This is a genomic window from Gemmatimonadaceae bacterium, from assembly GCA_020851035.1.
Taxonomy (GTDB): Bacteria; Gemmatimonadota; Gemmatimonadetes; order Gemmatimonadales; family Gemmatimonadaceae; genus JACMLX01.
In genome coordinates this window covers 308866-331222 of the sequence record JADZDM010000012.1, presented here as the reverse complement: position 1 = coordinate 331222, position 22357 = coordinate 308866, and the positions used below count along the sequence as shown (strand labels likewise).

General features: G+C 71.1%; 13 protein-coding genes. 4 read left to right on the top strand and 9 right to left on the bottom strand.

The features are described 5' to 3' along the window. Positions 1–54 precede the first annotated feature (54 nt). Together IT355_10385 and IT355_10380 are read left to right on the top strand one after the other, a co-directional pair. A complete protein-coding gene (locus IT355_10385; GenBank protein MCC7053666.1) occupies positions 55–4722 on the top strand; it encodes an amino acid adenylation domain-containing protein in 4668 nt (1555 codons plus the stop codon). A gap of 45 nt (positions 4723–4767) precedes the next feature. Beyond that, the gene (locus IT355_10380) at positions 4768–8334 is read left to right on the top strand and encodes an aminotransferase class III-fold pyridoxal phosphate-dependent enzyme (GenBank protein MCC7053665.1); all 3567 of its coding nucleotides are present in this window, start codon (positions 4768–4770) and stop codon (positions 8332–8334) included. A gap of 3 nt (positions 8335–8337) precedes the next feature. Here IT355_10380 and IT355_10375 read toward each other — a convergent pair whose 3' ends face one another. Further along, positions 8338–9717 carry an amino acid permease gene (locus tag IT355_10375; protein ID MCC7053664.1) on the bottom strand — a complete coding sequence of 460 codons (1380 nt, stop codon included), beginning with the start codon at positions 9715–9717 and terminating at the stop codon, positions 8338–8340. Between the two features lie 143 nt (positions 9718–9860). On the opposite strand from IT355_10375, the gene IT355_10370 reads away from it, so the two are divergent. Continuing rightward, the gene (locus IT355_10370) at positions 9861–12824 is read left to right on the top strand and encodes a hypothetical protein (protein MCC7053663.1); all 2964 of its coding nucleotides are present in this window, start codon (positions 9861–9863) and stop codon (positions 12822–12824) included. Between the two features lie 13 nt (positions 12825–12837). Here the strand turns inward: IT355_10370 and IT355_10365 are convergent, their stop codons facing one another. Both IT355_10365 and IT355_10360 read right to left on the bottom strand, forming a co-directional pair. Next, complete coding sequence (locus IT355_10365) at positions 12838–13731, bottom strand: MBL fold metallo-hydrolase (GenBank protein MCC7053662.1); 894 nt, start codon at positions 13729–13731, stop codon at positions 12838–12840. 19 nt (positions 13732–13750) lie between these two features. Next, positions 13751–14764 carry a 3'-5' exonuclease gene (locus IT355_10360; GenBank protein MCC7053661.1) on the bottom strand — a complete coding sequence of 338 codons (1014 nt, stop codon included), beginning with the start codon at positions 14762–14764 and terminating at the stop codon, positions 13751–13753. Positions 14765–15027: 263 nt separating this feature from the next. On the opposite strand from IT355_10360, the gene IT355_10355 reads away from it, so the two are divergent. Continuing rightward, positions 15028–15702, top strand: coding sequence for a redox-sensing transcriptional repressor Rex (locus tag IT355_10355; GenBank protein ID MCC7053660.1), 675 nt, complete (start codon positions 15028–15030; stop codon positions 15700–15702). Between the two features lie 9 nt (positions 15703–15711). Here the strand turns inward: IT355_10355 and rsmA are convergent, their stop codons facing one another. The 6 genes from rsmA to IT355_10325 form a co-directional block, all read right to left on the bottom strand. Further along, positions 15712–16542 carry a ribosomal RNA small subunit methyltransferase A gene (rsmA, locus tag IT355_10350; GenBank protein ID MCC7053659.1) on the bottom strand — a complete coding sequence of 277 codons (831 nt, stop codon included), beginning with the start codon at positions 16540–16542 and terminating at the stop codon, positions 15712–15714. Next, the gene (locus tag IT355_10345; protein MCC7053658.1) at positions 16539–17525 is read right to left on the bottom strand and encodes a hypothetical protein; all 987 of its coding nucleotides are present in this window, start codon (positions 17523–17525) and stop codon (positions 16539–16541) included. Before IT355_10345 ends, rsmA begins: the two co-directional genes overlap by 4 nt. Then, positions 17522–18013, bottom strand: a complete 492-nt coding sequence (coaD, locus tag IT355_10340; protein ID MCC7053657.1) for a pantetheine-phosphate adenylyltransferase — start codon at positions 18011–18013, stop codon at positions 17522–17524. The genes IT355_10345 and coaD overlap by 4 nt, the downstream gene beginning before the upstream one ends. Positions 18014–18058: 45 nt before the next feature. Beyond that, on the bottom strand, positions 18059–18577 hold the full coding sequence (rsmD, locus tag IT355_10335; protein ID MCC7053656.1) for a 16S rRNA (guanine(966)-N(2))-methyltransferase RsmD: 519 nt from the start codon (positions 18575–18577) through the stop codon (positions 18059–18061). Positions 18578–18580: 3 nt separating this feature from the next. Then, the gene (recJ, locus tag IT355_10330) at positions 18581–20305 is read right to left on the bottom strand and encodes a single-stranded-DNA-specific exonuclease RecJ (protein MCC7053655.1); all 1725 of its coding nucleotides are present in this window, start codon (positions 20303–20305) and stop codon (positions 18581–18583) included. Between the two features lie 69 nt (positions 20306–20374). After that, positions 20375–22357 (bottom strand): DNA primase, encoded by a 1983-nt coding sequence (locus tag IT355_10325; protein MCC7053654.1) that lies wholly within the window; start codon positions 22355–22357, stop codon positions 20375–20377.

Sequence of the window (22357 nt, the reverse complement as noted above, 5' to 3'; positions counted from 1 at the left end):
CGCTCGGGGATGACCCGCGCCGCCTCCGGCGTCGCCAGGCCCCGGTGATGGCGCTTGCCCACCACCCACTCCGCACCGCACCGCATGATCGACCAGGCCGACCGCGACGGGGTCACCCCCCCGACGCAGCGCAGCGCAGCCCCCGACGACCACATCAACGGCACTCCTGCGGAGGGCGAGGCGCTGCGGCGCATCCTCGACCAGTGGAGCGGCGCCGGCGCCGTGTTCGCGGGTGGGATCTCGCTCGCGGTGCACTTCGAGCAGCAGGCCGCCCGCACGCCGGATGCGATCGCGGTGGTGTGCGAGGGGAGGTCGCTGACGTACGACGCGCTCAACCGCCGCGCGAACCAGCTCGCGCACCACCTCCGCGCACGGGGGGTCGTCGCCGAGACGGTCGTCGGCCTGTTCATCGAACGCGGCACGGACCTGCTCGTCGGCATGCTTGGCATCGTGAAGTCCGGAGCGGCGTACCTGCCGCTCGACCTCACCTACCCACGCGAGCGCACGACCTTCATCCTGCGCGATGCCCGGGCGCCGCTGGTGGTCACGAGCACCGCCAGCGCCGGGCTGCTCGACCCGGACGCCGCCGAGCAGGTGCGGCTCGATCACGATTCGTACGTGATCGGGACGCGCCCGTCGAACAACCCGATGCCGCTGGCCGGCGCCGAGTCGCTGGCGTACGTCATCTTCACGTCGGGGTCGACCGGCACTCCGAAGGGGTGCGAGGTCACGCACGGTGCGGTGCTCCGACTCTTCGCGGCGACGGCGCCGTGGTTCGCGCTCGGGCCTGCGGATGCCGTCGCGCAGTTCCACTCGCACGCGTTCGACGTGTCCGTGTTCGAGATCTGGGGTGCGTGGCTGCATGGGGCGCGCGTGGTGGTGGTGACGCAGGAGACGGCCCGCACGCCGGACCTGCTGCTGGCGTTGCTGGAACGGGAACAGGTCACGATCCTCTGCCAGACCCCGTCGGCGTTCAAGCAGCTCTCGGTGGTCGCGACGGAGCGCCGCGTGCCCGCCACGCTGGCGCTGCGGCGGATCGTGCTGGCCGGCGAGGCACTCGAGCTCCAGTCGCTGCGGGCGTGGATGGCCGTCTACGGCGATGAGACACCGCACCTGGTGAACATGTACGGGCCCACCGAGGCGACGGTCTACGTCTCGCACAAGCGCCTGCGCCAGGCGGACGTCGACGCGCGCCGGGGCAGCCTGATCGGCGTGCCGCTGCCCGACACGCGGTTCTACATCCTCGATGCGCTCCAGCGGCCCGTGGCTCCCGGCGAGCCTGGAGAACTGCATGTCGGCGGCGCATGTCTCGCGCGGGGATACCTGCGGCGAGACGCACTGACCGCCGAGCGCTTCGTGACCTGGGACGGGCATGCGGCACTCGGTCCCCAGCGCCTCTACCGCACCGGTGACATTGCCCGCTGGACGACCGAAGGTGAGGTGGAGTACCTGGGCCGCATGGACCAGCAGGTGAAGATCCGCGGGTTCCGCATCGAGCTCGGTGAAATCGAGGCCACGCTGGCCGGCCATGGCGGCGTGGCCACCTGCGCCGTCATCGCGCACCGCTCGCCGGGACGCGAGCCACGGCTGGTGGCGTACGTCGTGCCATCGCCGGGTGGCGCCACGCACGCGGCCCTGCGCCGGCACCTCATGACATCGCTGCCGGAGTACATGGTGCCGTCGGCGTTCGTGACGCTGGCGGCGCTGCCGATGAACAGCAACGGCAAGCTAGATCATCGTGCCCTTCCCGCCCCGGATCGCGCGCGGCCGGAGATCCCCACGGCCTACGAGGCGCCGGTGGGTGCCGTGGAAACCGCCTGCTGCGATGTCTTCGCAGAACGACTGCAACTCGATCGCGTCGGCCGGCACGACAACTTCTTCGAGCTGGGTGGGGATTCGCTGCTCGCCGTGCAGGCCGTGGCGGCGCTGGAACGCACGCTGGCGCGGCGGGTCACGCCGGGAGCGCTGTTCACCAGCGCATCGGCGTCCGCACTGGCATGGGCCCTCGAGGCCGAGCGGGAGGCACCGGTCGCGCCCGCGGTGCAGTCGCACGACCGAGAGGGCGTGTCTCCCCACGAGCCGATCGCGGTGGTCGGCATGGCGCTCCGGCTCCCCGGTGCCGACACCGTCGAGGCGTTCTGGCAGAACCTCGTGGACGGCACGGACTCCGTCACGCGCTTCACGCCGGAGGAGCTGGACGCGAGCGTGCCGGCCTCGCTGCGATCCGACAGCGCCTACGTGGCTGCGCGGAGCATCCTGCGTGACCCGGCGGGATTCGATCCCGGATTCTTCGGCATGTCCCAGCGCGATGCGGAGATGACCGATCCGCAGCAACGGCTGCTGCTGGAGCTGGCCTGGGAATGCCTGGAACGGGCAGGCTATGCGCCGGACCGGACGATGGACGAAGGCCAGCGCGTGGGCGTCTTCGCGGGCGTCTACAGCGGCGACTACGCGCGCCGCCATGTGTTCGCGGATGCCGGGCTGGTGGCGCGCGTCGGCGAGTTCACTGCGACGGTGGCGACGGACAAGGACTACGTCGCGTCGCGCATTGCCCATCGGCTCGACCTGTGCGGCCCCGCGGTCAGCGTGCACACGGCCTGCTCCACCGGCCTGGTGGCGATCGTGCAGGCAGTGGACAGCCTGCGCGCCGGACACTGCACGATGGCGCTTGCGGGCGGCGCCGCGATCACCTGCCCGCCGCGGAGCGGGCACCTGTACGTCGAGGGCGCGATGCTCTCGCAGGACGGCACCACGCGTCCCTTCGATGCCGCGGCCACCGGGACGGTGTTCGGTGACGGCGGCGCGCTGGTGCTGCTGAAGCGGCTCTCGGCGGCGATCGCCGACGGTGACCAGGTGCATGCCGTCATCAGCGGCGCCGCGGTCAACAACGATGGCGGACGGAAGGCGAGCTTCACGGCGCCGAGCATCGAGGGCCAGGCGTCGGTGATCGCCGCGGCCCTCGCCGACGCCGGCACCGATGCACGGTCGATCTCGTATGTCGAGGCCCACGGCACGGCGACGCCGCTCGGCGATCCGGTGGAGATCGAGGGGCTGACGCGCGCGTTCCGGCGCGGCGCGCACGGCACCAGCGACACGGGCTTCTGCCGCATCGGGTCGGTGAAGAGCAACATCGGGCACATGGTCACCGCCGCCGGTGCGGTGGGCGCGATCAAGACGGCGCTCTCGCTCTCGCATGAACTGCTGCCGGCCACGCTGCACTTCCACGAGCCGAATCCGCAGATCGACTTCGCGGGGTCACCGTTCGTGGTGAATGCAACACCGTCGCGCTGGCCCCGCACGGAGCGGCCACGCCGCGCCGGCGTCAGCTCGTTCGGCGTCGGTGGCACCAATGCACACGTCATCATGGAGGAGGCACCACGGGTGGAGATGCCCGAGCCCAGCACCGCACCGCAGCTCCTGCGGGTCTCGGGGCGGAGTCCATCGGCGCTGGCAGAGTCGGCGCGCCAGCTTGCCGCACACCTGGTGACGCATCCGTCGCTGGACCTTTCCGACGTGGCCGCCACGCTGCGCAGCGGCCGGACCGCCTTCGCGCACCGACTCTGTGTCGTCGCGACCACCGGTGCCGAGGCCGCCGTCGCACTGTCGCGCGCCGTGCATCCCTCGCGCGCGGAGGGCACGCGCCCGGTGACGCGGCCGCGGATCATCGCCTGCCTGCCAGGCGGGAGCCCGCATGTGGACCTCGCGAGCACCGCGCTCTACTACGCCGAGCCGGCGGTGCGGGACGTGTTCGACACCATCCTGGCGACCGTCCCCGATGTGCCCGAGTTCAACGGGATCCTGAATGGCCGCCGCACGCGCGTGCGCACGGCGGCCGGCCAGGCGCTGGCCGTGTTCGCACTCGACGTGGCCGTGGCCGCACTGTGGCAGTCGCGCGGGCTGGTCTTCGACGCGCTGCTCGGGCACTCCGTGGGTGAGCTGGCGGCAGCAGTCATCGCCGGCGTGATGCCACTCGAGGAGGGGGCACGCATCGCGGCGGCCCGCGGGCGCCTGCTGGACGCGGATGCCGCCACGCTGGCCGGCAAGGTGTCCACCAGCGAAGTGGCCGCCATGCAGGCACGGCTCGAGTCCGCGCTGCGCGCCGTGCCGCTCGCCGCGCCCCGCATCAAGATCTCATCGACGCTCACCGGCGCATGGCTGACCGACGCCGAGGCGACGGATCCAGCCTACTGGGTGCTGCATCTCCGCGAGACGGCCCGCAACGTGGGCACAGCCGTGGTGGCGGCGCAGGCCGAATCGGACACGCTCTTCCTCGAGGTCGGGCCCGGCTCCACGCTGTCGTCGATGGTGCACGAGCACCTCCCCGCCGACGGTCCGGCGTTCATCGGCGTGAGCAGTCTCGGTGACGGCGGCATGCCGGCCACCGAGGCCCTGGCGCTGGCCGTCGGCCGGCTCTGGCTGGCGGGCATCGATGCCGATGCGCCGCACCTGATGCAGCACCGCCGCGTACTGCTGCCCACCACGCCATTCGAGCGGGTGCGTTGCTGGCTCGGGCCGGCCGACACTGGCGTCACGGTGGCGCGCGACGTGCCGCGCCCGCACGTGGTGGCGCCGCCGCCGGTGCCGTCCGAACCGACTGCGCCACCGCGCCTGCCGCAGTGGAGCCTCGCCGTCACGGACATCGAACGTGCGATACAGTGCCAGTTGACGATGATGCAGCAACAGCTTGCGATGCTCGGGGTGCCGGATGCCACGCATGAGTGACAGGTGCGGCACTCCGTGTGCCTCGCAGGCGCGGGTGGCGGCACCATGACGGGGCCCTCGATCCTGCGCCTGTCGGCGGCGTCCGTTGCCGCCCTGGACGCGCGTGCGCACCAACTCGCGACGCAGCTGCGCGCGGATGGCGGTGTGCGGCTGGCCGACGTCGCCTTCACGCTCGCCACGGTGGCCGACGACCTCGCGGTGCCGTTCCGGATGTGTGCGGTGGCGTACGATGCCGCGGGAGCAGCGGCCGTGCTCGAGAGTCCGGACCACGCGCTGCGTGCCCGTCGCCGGCAGCCGCTCGCGCGACCGGGACTCGTGTTCATGTTTCCGGGCCAGGGGGCACAGTACGCCGGCATGGGGGCAGACCTGTACCTCGCCGAGCCGGTCTTCCGCGCGGCCTGCGACGAGGTGTTCACGGCGCTGCGTGAGCAGGTCCCGTTCGACCTGCGTGACCGGATGTTCTCGGGCAACAGCGAGTCGCTGATTGCCACCGCCGTGACGCAGCCTGCGATCTTCTGCCTCGAGTATGCGCTGGCCGTGCTCTGGCGCTCACGCGGCGTGGAACCGCGTGCGATGATCGGCCATTCCGTGGGCGAGTTCGTCGCGGCGGTGCTGGGGGGCGTGATGCCACTGGCCGCAGGCGCACGGCTCGTCGCCCGCCGCGGCGCGATGATCAACGCCCTTCCGGGTGGCAGCATGCTCTCGGTGCGCCTCGCGGCCGCGTCGCTCCGCGACCGGCTGCCGTCCACGCTGTCGCTGGCTGCGGAGAACGGCCCGACCGCGTGCGTGGTCTCCGGACCCACGGACGACATCGCGGTGTTCTCGGCCCGCCTCGAAGGCGAGGGCGTGCTCTGCCGTGTGCTGCAGGTCTCGCACGCATTTCACTCCGCGATGGTCGACCCGATCCTGGCGGAGTTCGAGGCCGCCGTGCGCGCGGTGCCACTCTCCCCGCCGGCGATCCCGATCGTGTCGACGAAGACGGGCACCTGGCTGACGGCCGCCGAGGCGACGGCACCCGCATACTGGGCGAGCCACCTCCGGGAGCCCGTCCGGTTCGCCGCCGGCGTGCAGACACTGCTCGGCGGTGAGCCGGTCGTGTTCCTGGAGGTCGGGCCGCGCCATTCGCTGTCCATGCTCGTGCAGCAGCAGCGCAGCGCGTGGCCAGGTGAGCGGACACCGCCGGTGGTCCCGACGCTCGCCGATGGGCCGACCAGCGAGCGCGAGGCGTTCGCGTTGGCGATCGGGCAGCTCTGGTTGAACGGGGTGGACGTTGCGGAGCGCGGCGCAGACCGAGGCGTGCTGCTGCCGGCGTACGTGCCCGCGGACGTACCCGCGTCCGATGACGCTGACCGGACAGCGCCGACGACTGACGGCGCAGCGGCATCGTCGGGTGAGGCGGTTCCGGCGTCGGGCCTGCCCCGCGATGGCGCGGAGTCACGCGCGGCAGACACCCACGCGGGTGAACCGGCTCACACCGCGCGGCATGCCGTGCTCGTGCGCCGCCTGCGCGCGGTTCTGGAACAGGTGGGAGGCATCGACCTGACCGAGGCGGATCCGGGTGTGTCGTTCGTCGAGCTGGGCCTCGATTCACTGATCCTGACGCAGGCGGCGATCCAGCTCCGGAAGACCTTCGGTGTGCCGGTCACGTTCCGGCAGCTCATGGAGCAGTACCGGTCGCTCGGCGCCGTCGCAACGCACCTCGACGACGTCCTTCCTCCCGACGACGTTCCGGCGATGGCTGCCACCGCGGAAGGTGCGTTCGAGCCAGTTGCTGCCGGCGTACCGCTGGCCGCCGATCCCGGCGCAGCGGCGCCCGACGTGCCGGCACCGCACCGGGCAGTGGCGGGTGACGCGCCGTCGAGCTTCGCGCAGCAGGTCATTGCGCAGCAGCTCGCGATCATGGCGCGGCAGCTCGTGCTGCTGGGTGTCGCGCCGACCGCTCCCGCGACAGAGCCCCTCTCGCCCGTTCCGACGGCGGCCACTCCGGCGGCGGCGCCCGTGTTGCCGGTGTCTGCCGTCACGGTTCCGACGGAGGATGAGGCCGCGACGCTGCGGCACTCCCGCTACGACGTGACGAAGGCCTTCGGCGCCATCGCGCGCATCCACACGCAGTCGGGCGCGGAGCTGTCCGAGCGGCAGCAGGCACGGCTCGACGCCTTCATCCGCAGCTACACCGCCCGCACGACGCGGTCGAAGGCCTACACGGAACGGCATCGCCCGCACCTGGCCGATCCGCGTGTCGTGAATGGCTTCCGGCCGCGGACGAAGGAGGTCTGCTACCAGATCGTGGTCGAGCGGTCGAAGGGCTCGCACCTCTGGGACGTGGACGGCAACGAGTACGTGGACGCGCTCAACGGATTCGGGATGAGCCTCTTCGGCTGGCAGCCGGACTTCGTGAACGAGGCCGTGAAGCGCCAGATCGACCTCGGTCACGAGATCGGCCCGCAGCACCCGCTGGCTGGCGAGGTCGCGGAGTTGGTGTGTGAGCTGACGGGCTTCGACCGGGCCGCGCTTTGCAATACGGGGTCGGAGGCGGTGATGGGGGCGATCCGGATCGCGCGCACCGTGACGGCACGCGACCTGATCGTGGTGTTCTCGGGGTCCTATCACGGCATCTTCGACGAGGCACTGGTGCGGGGCACGCGGGCGAAGCGCGCCGTGCCCGCCGCCCCAGGTGTGCTGCAGGCAGCCGTCGAGAACGTCATCGTGCTGGACTACGGCACGCCGGAGGCACTGGAGGTGATCCGCTCGCGCGGCCACGAGCTGGCCGCCGTGCTGGTAGAGCCGGTGCAGAGCCGACGCCCGGAGTTCCAGCCGGTGGAGTTCCTGCAGGCCCTGCGGCGAATCACCGAGGACCAGGGGACTGTCCTGATCTTCGACGAGGTGATCACCGGCTTCCGGTCACACCCGCGAGGGGCACAGGGACTGTTCGGGATCACGGCCGACGTCGCGACCTACGGCAAGGTCATCGGCGGCGGCTATCCGGTCGGCGTCATCGCCGGGCGCAGGCGGTTCATGGATGCGCTGGACGGCGGCGGCTGGCAGTACGACGACGACTCGATTCCATCCGTCGGCGTGACGTACTTCGCCGGGACGTTCGTGCGTCACCCGCTGGCGCTGGCGGCGTGCAAGGCGGCGCTGCTGCACATGCGGGAGCAGGGCCCGCTGCTCCAGGCGACGCTCACGCGCCGCACCACGGCGATGGCGGAGGAGATGAATGCCTTCGCACGCAGCACCGGCGCACCGGTCGAGATTCGTTACTTCGCGTCGCTGTGGCGGGTGGCCTTCACGGCCGAGCATCCGCTCCAGGACCTGCTGTGGGCGATGATGCGCACCCGCGGGATCCACATCCTGGACAACTTCCCGTGCTTCCTCACCACCGCGCACTCGGAGTCCGACGTCGGCCGGATCGTGACCGCCTTCCGTGAGGCACTGCTCGAGATGATCGCGTCGGGCTTCCTGCCCGGCATGGCGCCCGCCGCAGCGCCGGTGCTGGATGCGAGTGCACCGCCGGTGCCGAACGCCCGGCTTGGGCGCGACCGGGATGGGAGCCCGGCGTGGTTCGTGCCCGACCCGTCCGTGCCGGGTCAGTACCTGAAGGTCACGTCCTGACGGTCAGGTGCCGACCGCCGCGCCCCGCCGCCACCAGGCGAACGCCGGCCATCCGAGCGCCAGCAGTGCCGTGCCCTTCGCCGCGTTCACCGGATTCGAGAGCACCGACCCGACGATGACGTAGGCAGCGGCCGCGAGGAAGAGCGTGGTGGACACCGGATGGCCCACGGCGCGCACCGTGGTGTGCGGCACCTCGCCGCGCCGTTCGCGCGCCCGGTAGACGAACAGCGTCGCGGCGGTCGCGCCGAAGAACACCCAGTCCGCGAACACGACGTAGTCGAGCAGCTGGCCGTAGCTGCCGGAGAACAGCAGCACCACGGCCCACACGGCCTGTCCGGTGAGCGCGGCCACCGGTGTGCGCGTGCGCGGGTGCACACGCGCCATCCGCGCGAAGAAGACGCCATCGGCCGCCATCGCCTGGTAGACACGCGGGGTGACCAGGATCACGAGGTTGAGGAAGCCGAAGGTCGACACCATGATGCCGGCGCCGATCAGTGCGCGGCCGCGCTCACCCAGCAGCACGCCGACGGTGTCAGCGGCCGGTGCCGTGCTGGTCGCCAGCCCGCCGACGCCGAGTGCACGCAGGTAGGCGATGTTCACCAGCAGGTACGCGGCCACCACGATCAGCACGCCGAGCACCAGCGCACGCGGCAGGTCCCGCTGCGGGTCGCGCAGCTCCTCGGCGATGAAGTTCGTCTGCTGCCAGCCCCCGAAGGCGAACAGCACGGGGACGAGCGCGGCACCGACAGCCAGGACCCAGGCCGTGACACCCGCCGGCACGGCGGGGGCGGCGGAGGCGAGGATCGTCGGCGCAGTGTCGCCGGCATCTGGTGCGATGAAGGCCGCGACCACCAGGAACGCGATCGCACCCAGCTTCAGCATCGTCGCCACGTTCTGCGTGATCGCCCCGGGCCGCACACCGGCGACGTTCACGAGCGTGAGCAGGACGATCGCGCCGACGGCGAGGGGCGTCGTCCATGCCGGCGTGAGGCCGAAGGTGGCCGCGGCGTAGTTCGCGAAGGTCATCGCCACGGCAGCGATGGCGCCGGTCGAGATCATCAGGAACAGCGCCCAGCCATAGAGGAAGGCGGGGAACGCCCCGAACGCATCGCGCAGGTAGACGTAGCCGCCACCGGCCTTCGGGGCGCGCGCGCCGAGCTCCGCGAACACGAAGGCCCCCACGATCGCGATCAGCGCACCGAGCCCCCAGGTCGCGATGATCGCCGGACCGGTGCCCACCCGCTGGGCCACGATGGCCGGGTTGAGGAAGATCCCCGCCCCGATGATGCCGCCGACCACCATCATCGTGGCGGAGAACAGGCCGAGCTGGCGCGCGTAGCCGGCCTCGGGGACGTGGCGCGCAGGGGGCGTGGGTGACGGCATGCGCACAGCGTAGCGACCGGCGCGCCTCCCAGCGAGTGCCGCGGGTGCCCCGTAGACCATCGCTGGACAGGACGACGATCCCGCGCGTGCTTGAGTGCGTGGGTGTGCGCCCACGACGCCCGCACCGCTCCCCACCCGCTGCCATGACCATGCGACGCCACTGTGCCATCGCGCTCCTGTGCCTCACGGCGCCCCTGCACGCGCAGGGCCCGGCCGCCGGGACGCCCGATCCCCTCGCCCGCCTGCGATTCCGCTCGATCGGCCCCGCCACGATGAGCGGCCGGATCACGGAGATCGCCGTCAACGAGTCGAACCCGTACGAGTTCTATGCGGCCGCCGCCACCGGCGGACTCTGGAAGACGACCGACAATGGCATCACCTGGAAGGTGGTGTTCGAGAACCAGTCGGTGAACTCGATCGGCACGGTGACGGTGGACCAGCGTGATCCACGGATCATCTGGGTCGGCACCGGCGAGGCCACCAACCGGCAGAGTTCCGGCTGGGGTGACGGTGTCTACAAGTCCACCGATGGCGGGGTCACCTGGGTGAACACGGGACTGCGCAACACCGCCCGCATCGCCCGCATCGTGGTGGACCCGACGAACTCGGACATCGTCTACGTCGCGTCGCCCGGTCACCTCTGGGGCCCGAACCCGGAACGCGGCCTGTTCAAGACGACCGATGGCGGCCGCACCTGGACGCCGATCCTGACCCGCGACGAGAACACCGGCGTGGTGGACGTCGCCGTCGACCCCGCGGATCCGCGCATCGTGTACGCCGCGCTGTACCAGCACCGGCGCACACCGTTCGGGTTCGTCGGCGGCGGGCCGGGCAGCGGGCTGCACAAGTCCACCGATGGTGGTGCCACCTGGACGCCGCTCACCAACGGGCTCCCCGACGGCACCGTCGGCCGCATCTCGATCTCGATCTACCGCCGCGATCCGCGGGTCGTGTACGTGAGCGTGGAGAAGGGGCTGCGCTACACGTCGAGCGTGTCGTACGACAAGCGGCTGGGCGGCGTGTACCGGTCGGAGGACCGCGGCGAGACGTGGCGCTTCATGAGCGACTGGAACCCGCGGCCCGCCTACTCGAGCCAGCTCCGCATCGACCCGTCCGACCAGAGCCGCCTCTACGCGATGCAGTGGTCCGTGAGCGACGACAGCGGCAAGACGTGGCGCTCGCCGCGCCAGACGCTGCACGGTGATGACCGGATGGTCTGGATCGACCCGCGCGACTCACGCCACCTGATCAAGGCCGATGACGGCGGCGTGGGCATCTCGTACGATCGCGGTGTGAAGTGGCTCTACGTCACCTCGCTCCCGGTCTCGCAGCCGTACCACGTGAGCGTGAGCACGACCTCGCCCTACTTCGTCTGCACCGGCCTGCAGGACAACGGCAGCTGGTGCGGCCCGTCGGCCACGTACAACACGCCGGGGCCGCTCAACGAAGACTGGACTCGCGTGGGTGGTGGTGACGGCTTCAACAACGTCATCGACACGACCGACAACACGACGGTCTATTCCAGCTCGCAGTACCTCGGCCTCACGCGCGTGAACCTGCGCACGCTGGAAAGTGTCCAGATCCGGCCGGTCGGGAGGGAGGGTGAAGGGCCGAAGCTCGGGAACTGGGGCGCGCCGGAACCACGGGTGGGCAGCAAGATCATGCCCGCCGGATGGAACTCACCGTTGATCATCTCGCCGCATGACCGCAACACACTGTACGCCGGCATGCGCGAAGTGTGGAAGTCGACGAACCGGGGCGCCACCTGGACGTCGCTCGGCGACCTCACGACGGGTGTCGATCGGCGGTCGCTGGCCATCATGGGACAGCTCCCACGCGACACGACCCTCTCGCTCGACGACGGCGTGTCGTACTTCCCGAGCACGACCGGGCTGAGCGAGTCGCCGTTGCGCGCCGGCGTGGTGTGGGCCGGCACGGACGACGGGAACGTGCAGGTGTCGCAGGATGGCGGGCGCACGTGGAAGAACGTGCGCAGCAACATCCCCGGGGTGCCGGCCGGCACGTGGGTGGCACACGTGGAGGCGTCACGCACGGCGCCGGGTGCGGCCTACGTCGCCTTCGATGGGCACCAGGCCGACGATTTCGCGAACTACCTCTTCCGCACCACCGACTTCGGCGCCACGTGGACCGACGTCGGCGCCAGCCTGCCGCGGAACCTCGTGATCCACGTGGTGCGTGAGGATCCACGGAACCCGCGGCTGCTGTACGCCGGCACCGAGCAGGGGCTGTTCATCTCACGCGATGCCGGCGCCTCGTGGCAGGAACTGCGGGGCCTGCCCCGCATGCCGATCAACGACTTCGTGGTGCAGCCGCGCGAGAACGACCTGGTGGTGGCGACGCACGCACGCGGCATCTGGATCCTCGACCACGTCAACGCACTGCAGGAACTGGTGCCGTCGGTGGCAGCCGCACCGGCACACCTCTTCACGATCCAGCCGGCGGTGACGCGGCGCCTCACCAACACGAAGGCGCACACCGGGGACATGCTCTTCCGCGGCGAGAATCCGCCCACTGGCGCAATCATCGACTACTGGCTGCGCGACGGTGCCGGCAGCGACTCGGTCTCGATCACGATCCGGGATGTCCGTGGGGTCGTGGTGGCCACGGTGACACCGACCCGTGCGACTGGCGTGAACCGCGTCACGTGGAACCTGCGCCTGCCCTCGCTGCCCGGGGCCGCCGCGAGCGGCGACGACGACGATGAGGCGCCCCGGGGTGCCCCGCCGGGACGGTGGGTGGCACCGGGACGCTACACGGTACGGCTCCAGATCGGGACCGGCGTGCAGGACCGCCCGCTGGTGGTCTCCGACGACCCGCGCGTCACCCTCACCGTCGCACAGCGCGCGCAGTGGAACGCCGCGATCGACACCGTGGCGGCGCTGTACGCCGACGTGGCCCGCTTCGTCGGTGAGACGAGGGCGGGTGATGCCGAGCTGGCGAAGACGGCCCGTGAACTGCAGGACCGCGTGGGATCGCTCTACGGCGCCGTGCTGCGCGGCGGGGGGCCACCCACCACCGACCAGCGCCGGCAGATGGCGCACTTCCCGACGGTGCTCGCACGCCTGCGCACACGCGGCGCGCGCTGAGCACGCCGCCGCGTCAGCCCTCGCGGTAGGTATATCCCTTCGTGTCCGGTGCCACGGTGCCCCAGGCACTGGTGGCATCGTGCTCGAACACCAGCAGCCAGTCCTCGGCCGCGGCGTCTCGCAGCAGCGCGCGCTTGCTCTCCAGCGTGCGAAGCGGCTCGACGTCGTAGCCCATGATCCAGGCCAGCGGGACGTGGTTCGCGGTCGGGATCACGTCACCGAGAAAGCACGCGCGGCAGCCGTTGCTCTCGAGCACCAGGCTCTGGTGGTGGGGCACGTGGCCCGGTGTCTTGAGAGCGCGGATGCCGCGCACGATCTCGACGTCACCGTCGATGAGCTGCAGCCGGCCCGCCGCCTTCACCGGCTCGAAGTTCGGCGGGAAGTAGCTGGCGGCGGTCCGCTCGTTGGTGTGCGTGGCCCACTCGTACTCGCCGTGCTGCACGACGTACGTGGCGTTGCGGAACGTCGGCACCACGCTGCCGTCGGCCTCGCGGCGCGTGTTGCCGCCGGCATGGTCGAAGTGCAGGTGCGTGTTGATCACGAGCGTCACGTCATCGGGCGTGAAGCCCGCCGCCCGGATGCCTGCCTCGAGCGCCGTCTCGTCCGCGCGCTGTTCCGGGACGTCGGCCTGCAGCTCCATGCCGTAGATGTCGATGAACTTCTGGTCCTCCTTGTTGCCTGCCCCGGTGTCCAGCAGCACGAGGCCATCGGGGTGCTCCACGAGCAGGCAGCGCATGCCCATCTGGATCCGGTTCCGGTCATCGGGAACGATCTTCCGCTGCCAGAGCACCTTCGGCACCACGCCGAACATCGCGCCACCGTCGAGGCGCTGCCCGCCGGCCTGGATGGCATGAATGCGCATGTCGCCGAGCATGCGCGTCTGGAGCAGTGGTGTCGGGAAGGTCATGGCACGCGGTGTGGAAAGGTCAGGCGCCATCGGAGGCATCGCGCACCGGCCGCGGTGCGGCGGACTTCTTCCGGCGCGCGTGCGAGGTGCCGGTGCGCTGGAAGGCGTCCAGCGCCCCCCAGGTGGTGATGTCGCGCGCGGCCGCATCGCGCAGCAGGGCCACGAGCACCTTGGCGGTCGCGATCGCGTCGCCGGCAGCGCGGTGCCGCGCCTCCGCGGGGATGTCGACGGCGTAGTGACGGGCCACCGAGTCGAGGTTCCGGCGCGGCAACTGCGGCAGGATCTTCCGGGCGAGGCGCACGGTGCAGAGCGTGGTGCCATCGAGCGCCTGCCCCGTGCCGCGGAACACCTCGTGTGAGACGAAGCGCCAGTCGAATGCCGCGTTGTGTGCCACGAAGATGTGGCCCGCGAGGCGGTCGGCCACGTCGTGGGCAATGCTCTCGAACAGCGGCTTGTCGCGCACCATGGCCGACGTGATCCGCGTGATCTGCGTGATCATCGGGGGAATGGCGCACTGCGGATTCACCAGCGTCTCGAAGACATCCACGATCTCGCCCGCGTGGACGCGCACGATCGCGATCTCGGTGATGCGGTCACCGTGGCCAGGGCGCCCGCCGGTGGTCTCGACGTCCACCACGGCGAAGCGCAGCGCGGAGATCGGCAGCGCCGCGGCCCCCTCGCGCAGCAGCGTTGGAGAGTCGTGCGTGGCTGAATACCGGCCCCCCGCTGATCTCGGCGGTGGCGTCCCGACAGCCGGCGCGGCGATGCCGCGGGGGGCCGACAGCTGGGGCAGTTCCACCAGGTGCCAGCGTCCATCGGGGGCCTGCCGCACATCCGGTCGCGCACCGAGGATGGCACGCGCCAGGCTCTCGGCCAGCGCGCGGCGCACCCCGATGGCCTGGCAGACCTGCGCCACGAGTTCCGGCGACCCGATCGGTCCGCGGGCCACCAGGGCCACCGCCGCGTCTGTCAGGCTCGACTCCGCGGGCTTGAGGCGTGCGCCGAGCGACGTCAGCAGCGACTCAGAGTCCATCAGCGAGCCGGTCGGAGCGTACGGGGGAACGCGTGGCGGTGGCATTGGTCGCTGCATGCCCGCAAACGGCACGCACCGCGGGGCCGCGCTGAACATCGACGCGGGTGCGGGGTGTGCCGGATGACGGATCTGTGACGTGCATCCGGACAAGTTAGCCCGAAGAGCCCCCGGTGGGTCACCCTCCGACTGGCCGGCATTTGGCGGACTCGACAGATACGGACTGGCCTTCCGGCCCCTTTCTTGTGAAATTCTTCACAAAGACCATGCCGAGACCCGCCGCCACCGCCGCTGCCCCCGACAGGCACATCGCCGAGTCGACCGTCCGGCGACTCTCGTTGTACCTGCGCGTCCTGGAGCAGACCGCCGCGCGCGGCCAGCAGACGATCTCGAGTGATGCGCTCGCGGAGGACGGTGGCACCACCTCGGCCCAGGTCCGGAAGGACCTCAGCTTCTTCGGGTCATTCGGCAAGCGCGGTCGTGGCTACGACGTCAGCGAGCTCGTCATCAGGCTGCGCGAGATCCTCGGCCTCGAACGGGAATGGAAGGTCTACATCCTCGGCGCAGGAAAGATCGGCTCGGCCCTCGTCAGCTACCGCGGCTTCTCGCAGCGCGGCTTCCGTGTGCTCGGCATCTACGACAACAACCCGCTCATCGTCGGCCGCATGATCGATGGCGTCGGGGTGCGGAGCATGGCGCAGCTCGAGCACGATGCCGCCCGCGAGCAGCCGGACATCGCGGTGCTGACGGTGCCGGCCGAACACGCGCAGGCCGTCGCGGACCGGGTGGTGCAGGCGGGCATCCGCGCGATCATGAACTTCGCGCCCTCGCCGATCCACGTGCCGGCTGCGATCACGATGAAGTCGGTCAACATGGCCCTCGAGCTCGAAGGCCTCACGTACGCCATGGTGCACCGCGCCGCCGCAGCCGGCGCACCCTGACGGTGGTGGTCAGCCCGCGTCGGTGAGGGCAGCGGGCAGTGCGCGCAGGAGCGCCGCGAACTGGGCCGCGGACAGCGTCTCGGGTCGCGCTTCCGGATCGATGCCGGCCGCCAGCAGGGCGGCGTCGGCCTCGGGCGCCGAGAGGCCGCGCACTGTCCGCACGACGCGTCGCAGCTGCTTCCGGCGCAACCCGAAGCTCGCGATCACGAGCTTCCTGAATGCCGCTTCCTCTCCCTCCGCGATCACCGGGTCGGCGCGCGGGACGATGTGCAGGATCGCCGAGTCCACCGACGGCGGCGGGTTGAACGCACTGGGCTTCACCACGCCGCGTGGCGTGACCGTCGCGAGTGCCTGCAGGTTCACCGACAGCGCGCCGTACTCCTTCGATCCTGGCGCCGCGACTGCACGGTCGGCCACCTCACGCTGCACCAGGAACACCGCACGCTCGGGCCGGGGCCGCGTGAGGGCGTGGAAGATGATCGGGGTGGTGATGTAGTAGGGGACGTTGCCCGCGAGCAGGTAGCGGCCGCCGGCCACCTCGCCAAGCGCCAGGTGCAGCACGTCGGACTCGATCACCTGCACGTGCGGCCGGTCGGCATAGCGCGCACGGAGCACGGGCACCAGCAGCTTGTCGATCTCGATCGTGATCAGCCGTCCGGCGCGGGCTGCCAGCCGGTCAGTGAGTGCGCCCCGCCCCGGACCGATCTCGATGACCGTGTCGTCCGCCGTGATCTCGAGGACGTCGGCGATACGATCCAGCGTGCGCGTGTCGGTGAGGAAATGCTGGCCCAGCCGCTTCCGGATCGGAGGCAGCCGGCCCTCACGGTTGTCACCGCTCATCGCACGCTCTGCAGTGCGGCAATGGCGGCGGCGTGCACGATCTCGGCCGGGCTGCAGCCGCGCGAGAGGTCGAGCGAAGGCCGTCGCAGCCCTTGCACCACCGGCCCGATCGCCGTGGCGCCGCTCAGCCGATGCACGAGCTTGTACGCGATGTTGCCGGCATCGAGCGACGGGAAGATGAGGACGTTCGCATTGCCGGCGATGGCGCTCCCGGGTGCCTTGCGGTGTGCCACGACAGGATCGAGCGCGGCGTCGGCCTGCAGTTCGCCGTCGATCCACAGATCGGGGCGCCGGGCACGCGTGAGCGCCACCGCCTGGCGCACGCGAAGGATCGTGGCCGCGACCGCACTGCCCCGCGTGCTGAAGCTGAGGAACGCGATCCGCGGCTCGTCGCCCACGATCCGCACGCGATCCGTCGCCGCAGCGATGGCGATGTCGGAGAGCTGCTCGACCGTCGGCTCGGGAATGACGCCGCAGTCGCTGAACGTCAGCACCTCACTCGGCCACGTCGGCCCGGTGCCGGGATCGACGAGATAGAACGCCCCCGAGACGCTCCGACTGCTGCCCTCGGCCCCGATCAGGCGCAGCGCCCAGCGGAGCACGTCGGCGGTGGTGTTCACGGCGCCCGCCACGCACGCCTCCGCCTCGCCCAGCGCCACGAGGGCATTGGCGAAGGCGAGCGGATTGCGGGCCTGTGCACGCGCCTCCACCTCACTCAGCGCGCGCGAGCGTGCCCAGGCCGCGAGGCACTCCCCGACGTCGGCGAGGCGCGGATGCTCGTCGGGGATGAGCGGGGTGCCACCGACCGCCCGCACCGACGGCGCGCAGGTCAGGTCCGGCACCACCACCAGCGCGCGCGCGATGCCGCTGGACGTGACCTCGGCGATCGCCGCCAGCGTGCGTGGGTCGGTCCCTTCCGCGAAGACGATGCGCGGGCAGACCGCGGCCGCCCGGCGGTGCAAGGTGGCGAGAAACCCGCTCACCGCTGCGCGTAGCGGAACTTCGTGTGCAGGGCGGCGACGACCGTCGGGTGCGTCAGGTCGCTGACGTCGCCACCGAAGCGGGCGACCTCGCGCACCATCGAGCTCGAGATGTACGTCGTGTCGAGCGATGGCACCATGAACACCGACTCGAGGTCGGCCGCGAGGTGGCGGTTCATCAGCGCCATCTGGAACTCGTACTCGAAGTCACTCACGGCCCGCAGCCCGCGGATCAGCAGCGACGCCCCGACCGTGTGCGCGAGGTCGACGAGCAGGCCGTCGAACCCCTCCACGCGGATCCGCGGCTCGTCGTCGGTGGCCTCCTCGATGAACCGCACCCGCTCCTCGGCGCTGAACAGCGAGGTCTTCTTCGGGTTGGTGGCGACCGCCACCACCAGCGTGTCCACGAAGTGCAGGCTCCGCCGCATCAGGTCGAGATGCCCGCGCGTGACGGGGTCGAAGCTGCCGGCATAGAGCGCGATGCGGCTCATCGGGATGGGGGCTGGACTTGGGAAGTGGGGCGGAGGCCGACTCGCTCAGCCGCGGAAGAAGCTAATGGCCGTCTGTCCATACCGGCGGCGGTCACCGCCGTCACCGGGATCCTGCGACGCCGCGTGCTCCACCCCGAACACCGTGGCGAAGGGGACGCGCCGCCAGGCGTCGCACAGCGCCGCAGCCACCGGCAGGGCATACGGCGGATCCGCGAATCCGAGGCCGAAGGCGTGGGCCTCCAGCCCGCTCGCGAACGCCACGGCGTCACCCTGGTGGAGGGTATACGCCACCGGGTCGGCCCGGAGCGCCTCGAGATTGGACCGGATCGCGGCCAGCGACGCCGGTGACGAATCCACGAACGTGACGTGCGTCGCGCCGCGGCTCAGGGCCTCGATCCCGAGCGCACCCGAGCCGGCACAGAGGTCCACCACCCGCGCCCCGGGGACATCGTACTGCACGATGCTGAACCAGGCCTCGCGGACGCGGTCGCCGGTGGGGCGCACGCCCCCCGCCGCCGGGACCGCGATCTGACGTCCGCGCCAGGTGCCACCGATGATGCGCACCGGTCAGCGCTGCGCGTCGAGGATGTTCAGCTGCAGCCGGTCCGCACCGCGGTACTCGTCACGCTCGATCCGGAATGCCAGGTGCACCGGTGTGGCGGGATCGAGCAGCTTCGCCCGGTCGCCGAGCCGCCAGCCGATCACGGCCACGTCGCCCCCGCCGGTGCGCACCGCGGCGCGGATGCCGTCCGTGCTGCCGATGCGTCGCGGCGGCGAGGCCAGCGTCGCATCGCGCATCGCGAACGTCGGCGTCGGGTTGCCAAGGCCGTACGGCTCGAAATAGCGGAGCCACTTCTCGAACTCGTCGGTCAGCTGCGCGTCATCGAGCCAGAGGTCGATCCTCTGCGTGGGCACGAGGTCGGCGGCGGTGAGCTGCGCCCGTGCCACGGCGTTGAAGGCGTCCTGCAGCGCGGGGACGAGCTCGGAGCGGACCGTGATTCCGGCGGCGGCGCGATGTCCCCCGAACCGCACGAGGTGTTCGCGGCAGGCCGAGAGCCCCGCGTGCAGGTCGAAGGCGGCGATGGAGCGCCCGCTGCCCTTCCCCGTGTCGCCGTCCAGTGCGACCATCACCACCGGCCGCGAGACCTGCTCCACGATCCGCGAGGCGACGATGCCGATCACGCCAGCGTGCCAGCCCTGCTTCGCGATCACCAACCCGTAGGTCTCGTCCAGGTCCACGTCGTCGACCATCCGCATCGCCTCGTCGAGGGTGCGGCGGTCCAGCGACTGGCGGTGCTGGTTCAGTTCCTCGAGGTCGCGCGCGATGGCGTTCGCCTCGCCCTGGTCGTCGGTGAGCAGCAACTCCACGCCGCGGAGCGCATGGCCAAGGCGGCCGACGGCGTTCAGCCGGGGCGCCAGGATGAAGCCGATGCGGCCGGCCGTGAGCGGCTTGCCCTCGAGCCCACTGGCGCGGATGAGCGCGCGCAGTCCCGGCCAGCGTGACTGCTCCATCACCTTCAGGCCGTACTTCACGAGCACGCGGTTCTCGCCGCGCAGCGGGGCCAGGTCGGCCACGGTGGCGAGGGCGACGAGGTCCAGCAGCGTGGCGACGAACTCCTCGCCCTGCCCCATCGCCCGCGTGAGTGCGAGGCCGAGCTTGTAGGCGATGCCGACGGCGGCGGCGTCCTTGTCCACCGATGCGCACTCCGGCTGCTTCGGGTTGAGGATCGCCACGCACGCCGGCAGCGGGCCGCCGGGCAGGTGGTGGTCGCTCACGATCACGTCGATGCCCAGCCCGCACAGCCGCGCGACGGCCGGCAGGGCGCTGGTGCCGCAATCCGCAGTGAGCACGACCCGTGCGCCGTGCGCCACGGCGGCGTCCACGCCGGCATCGGTGAGGTCGTAGCCATCGGTCAGGCGGTGCGGGATGAACGGCACCACCGTGCCGCCGAGGTGGCGCAGCACTCGCGTGAGCAGCGCGGTGCTGCACATGCCGTCGACGTCGTAGTCGCCATGGACCAGGATCGTCTCGCCGGCGCGGATGGCGGCCACCAGCCGCTCGACGGCGCGGTCCATGCCGCGCAGCTCGTACGGGTCACGCACCTGGTCCATGCGCGGGCGGAGGAACTGCTTGGCGGCGTCGGCGCTGGCATGCCCGCGGTGTGCAAGCAGGGTGCAGATCTCGCGTGGCAGGTTCAGCGCCAGCACGAGCGCCTCCACCGTCGCCGGATCGGCGGCCGGCGGCGTGATCCAGCTCGAGGTCGGGCGGGTGCGCGCAGGTGCGACAGTCATGCGTTCAAGGTAGGGATGAAACGGAGGCGCAACAATGCGAGACGATGCGCACCGCAGCGAAGCGCTGCATCAGTTGCGGAACCGCTCCGCGAGCAATCCGCGCCGCTCGATCCGGAGGGCCTCGCGCTCCAGTTCCAGTGCCCGCCGCGCGGCCGGCTCGGACTCGTCGCGGATGCCCTGGTCGAGCTCGCGCAACGTGCGCTCCAGCTGACGCACCCGGAACTGGCGCACGGCACCCGCCAGCACCTGCGGGCCGGACGACGGTGCGAGTTCCGCCGTGCGCGCCACCACGTCGAGGAACACGTCGCGTGCGTACGGCGCCTCGTTCCCGAGCTGCAGCTCCACGGCGTCGAGCGGTTCGTCGCTGCCCAGGCGCAGGAGCACCTCGTAGATCACACGGAGGCGCTCATCCTCGAAGAGGGCCGCATCGACCTGCTCGGAGGCATCACGCGTCCAGCGCCGGTCCTGGATCAGCAGTGCCACCACGCTCAGTTCCGGACCGGCGGCGAGGCCGTTTGTGCCCGGGCGCGGCCGCGCCGGATCCATCTTCCAGCCCGTCTCCTGACGCTTCTTCTGCCACTTTCCCCGCGGCGGCGCATCCAGCGGCGGCGGCTGGACCTTCGGCGTCTCGTAGACCGGCTCGTGCGTGTGCGGCGGGTCCTCGTAGATGTGCGGGTCGAAGGGGTCGGGCGCGGCCATGCGCGATGGCGAGGATTCACCGCGCGGCGTGGCACGCCGCGCCGGAGCCGGCCCGGCCGACGCACGGGCCTTCGGCGCGGCGGCGAGTTCCTCCTCGATCACGCTCACCGGGATGCCGGCCTTCGCGGCCAGCTCCTTGACGTAGATCGCGCGCGTGACGTGGTCCGCCGTGGCCCGCAGCGTCGGCAGCACCTTGTCGATCGCGATGCGCGACTTCGCGATGTCGTTGAACCAGCCGCGCTGCTCCATGAGCTGGAGCTGGCGCCCGAAGATGTCCACCGAGGCATGCAGCGCACGGTCCAGGCCCTGGCGCCCGTGCTGCCGCACGAAGGTGTCCGGGTCGTCACCGTCGGGGAGCGTGACGACGCGCACCGCCGCCTTCTGCTGCAGCAGCGCCATCCCCGCCTTGAACGTCGCCTTCTGTCCAGCCTCGTCGCTGTCGTAGAGGAGGTAGACGTTCGTGGTGTAGCGCGCCAGCAGCTGCGCCTGTCCCTCCGTCAGCGCGGTGCCGAGGCCAGCCACGGCATGCGTTGCGCCGGCCAGGTGGCAGCGGATCACGTCCATGTACCCTTCCACCACCAGCGCCTGCTCCTCCTTGCGCATCGAGTTCTTCGCCCAGTGCAGCCCGTACAGCAGCTGGCCCTTGCTGAAGACCGGCGAGTCGGAGGAGTTGAGGTACTTCGGCTCACCTGGTCCCATCAGCCGGCCGCCGAACCCCACCGGGTGGCCGGCGGCGTCGTGGATCGGGAACATCACCCGGTTCCGGAAGCGCGCCCGCACCTTGCCGTCCTCGTCGCGCCGCACGAGCAGCCCCGCGTCGAGGAGCTGCAGCTCGCTGTACCCCAGCGCGCCAAGCTTCGTGCGCAGCAGGTCGGCGTCCGCCGGCGCGAAGCCGAGCTCGAACCGTTCACAGGCTGCCTTGTCCAGCCCGCGCGAGGCGAGGTACGCCTGCGCCGCGGCACCGTCCTGCGACCACAGCGTCTCCGTGAACAGCGCCGCCGCCGCACCCAGCAGCGACCACACGGGCTCCCGCGCGTCGCGCATCTCGTCCCGCGACCCGCGCTTCTCGACGATCACGATGCCGGCGCGGTCAGCCGCCGCGCGCACCGCCGTCGGCCAGTCCATGCCACCCTGCTTCTGGAAGTAGGTGAACACGTCACCGCTTTCGCCGCACTTGAAGCAGTGATAGGTGTTGTTGCGGGTCGAGACGCTGAAGTTCGGGTTCTTGCCGCCGTGGAACGGGCAGGGCCCGCGGAAGTCGGCACCCACCTTCCGCAACTTCACCGACTCGCCGATGATCGCGACCAGGTCGGCCGCATCGCGGATGCGCTCGATCGTCTCCTGTGGGATCAT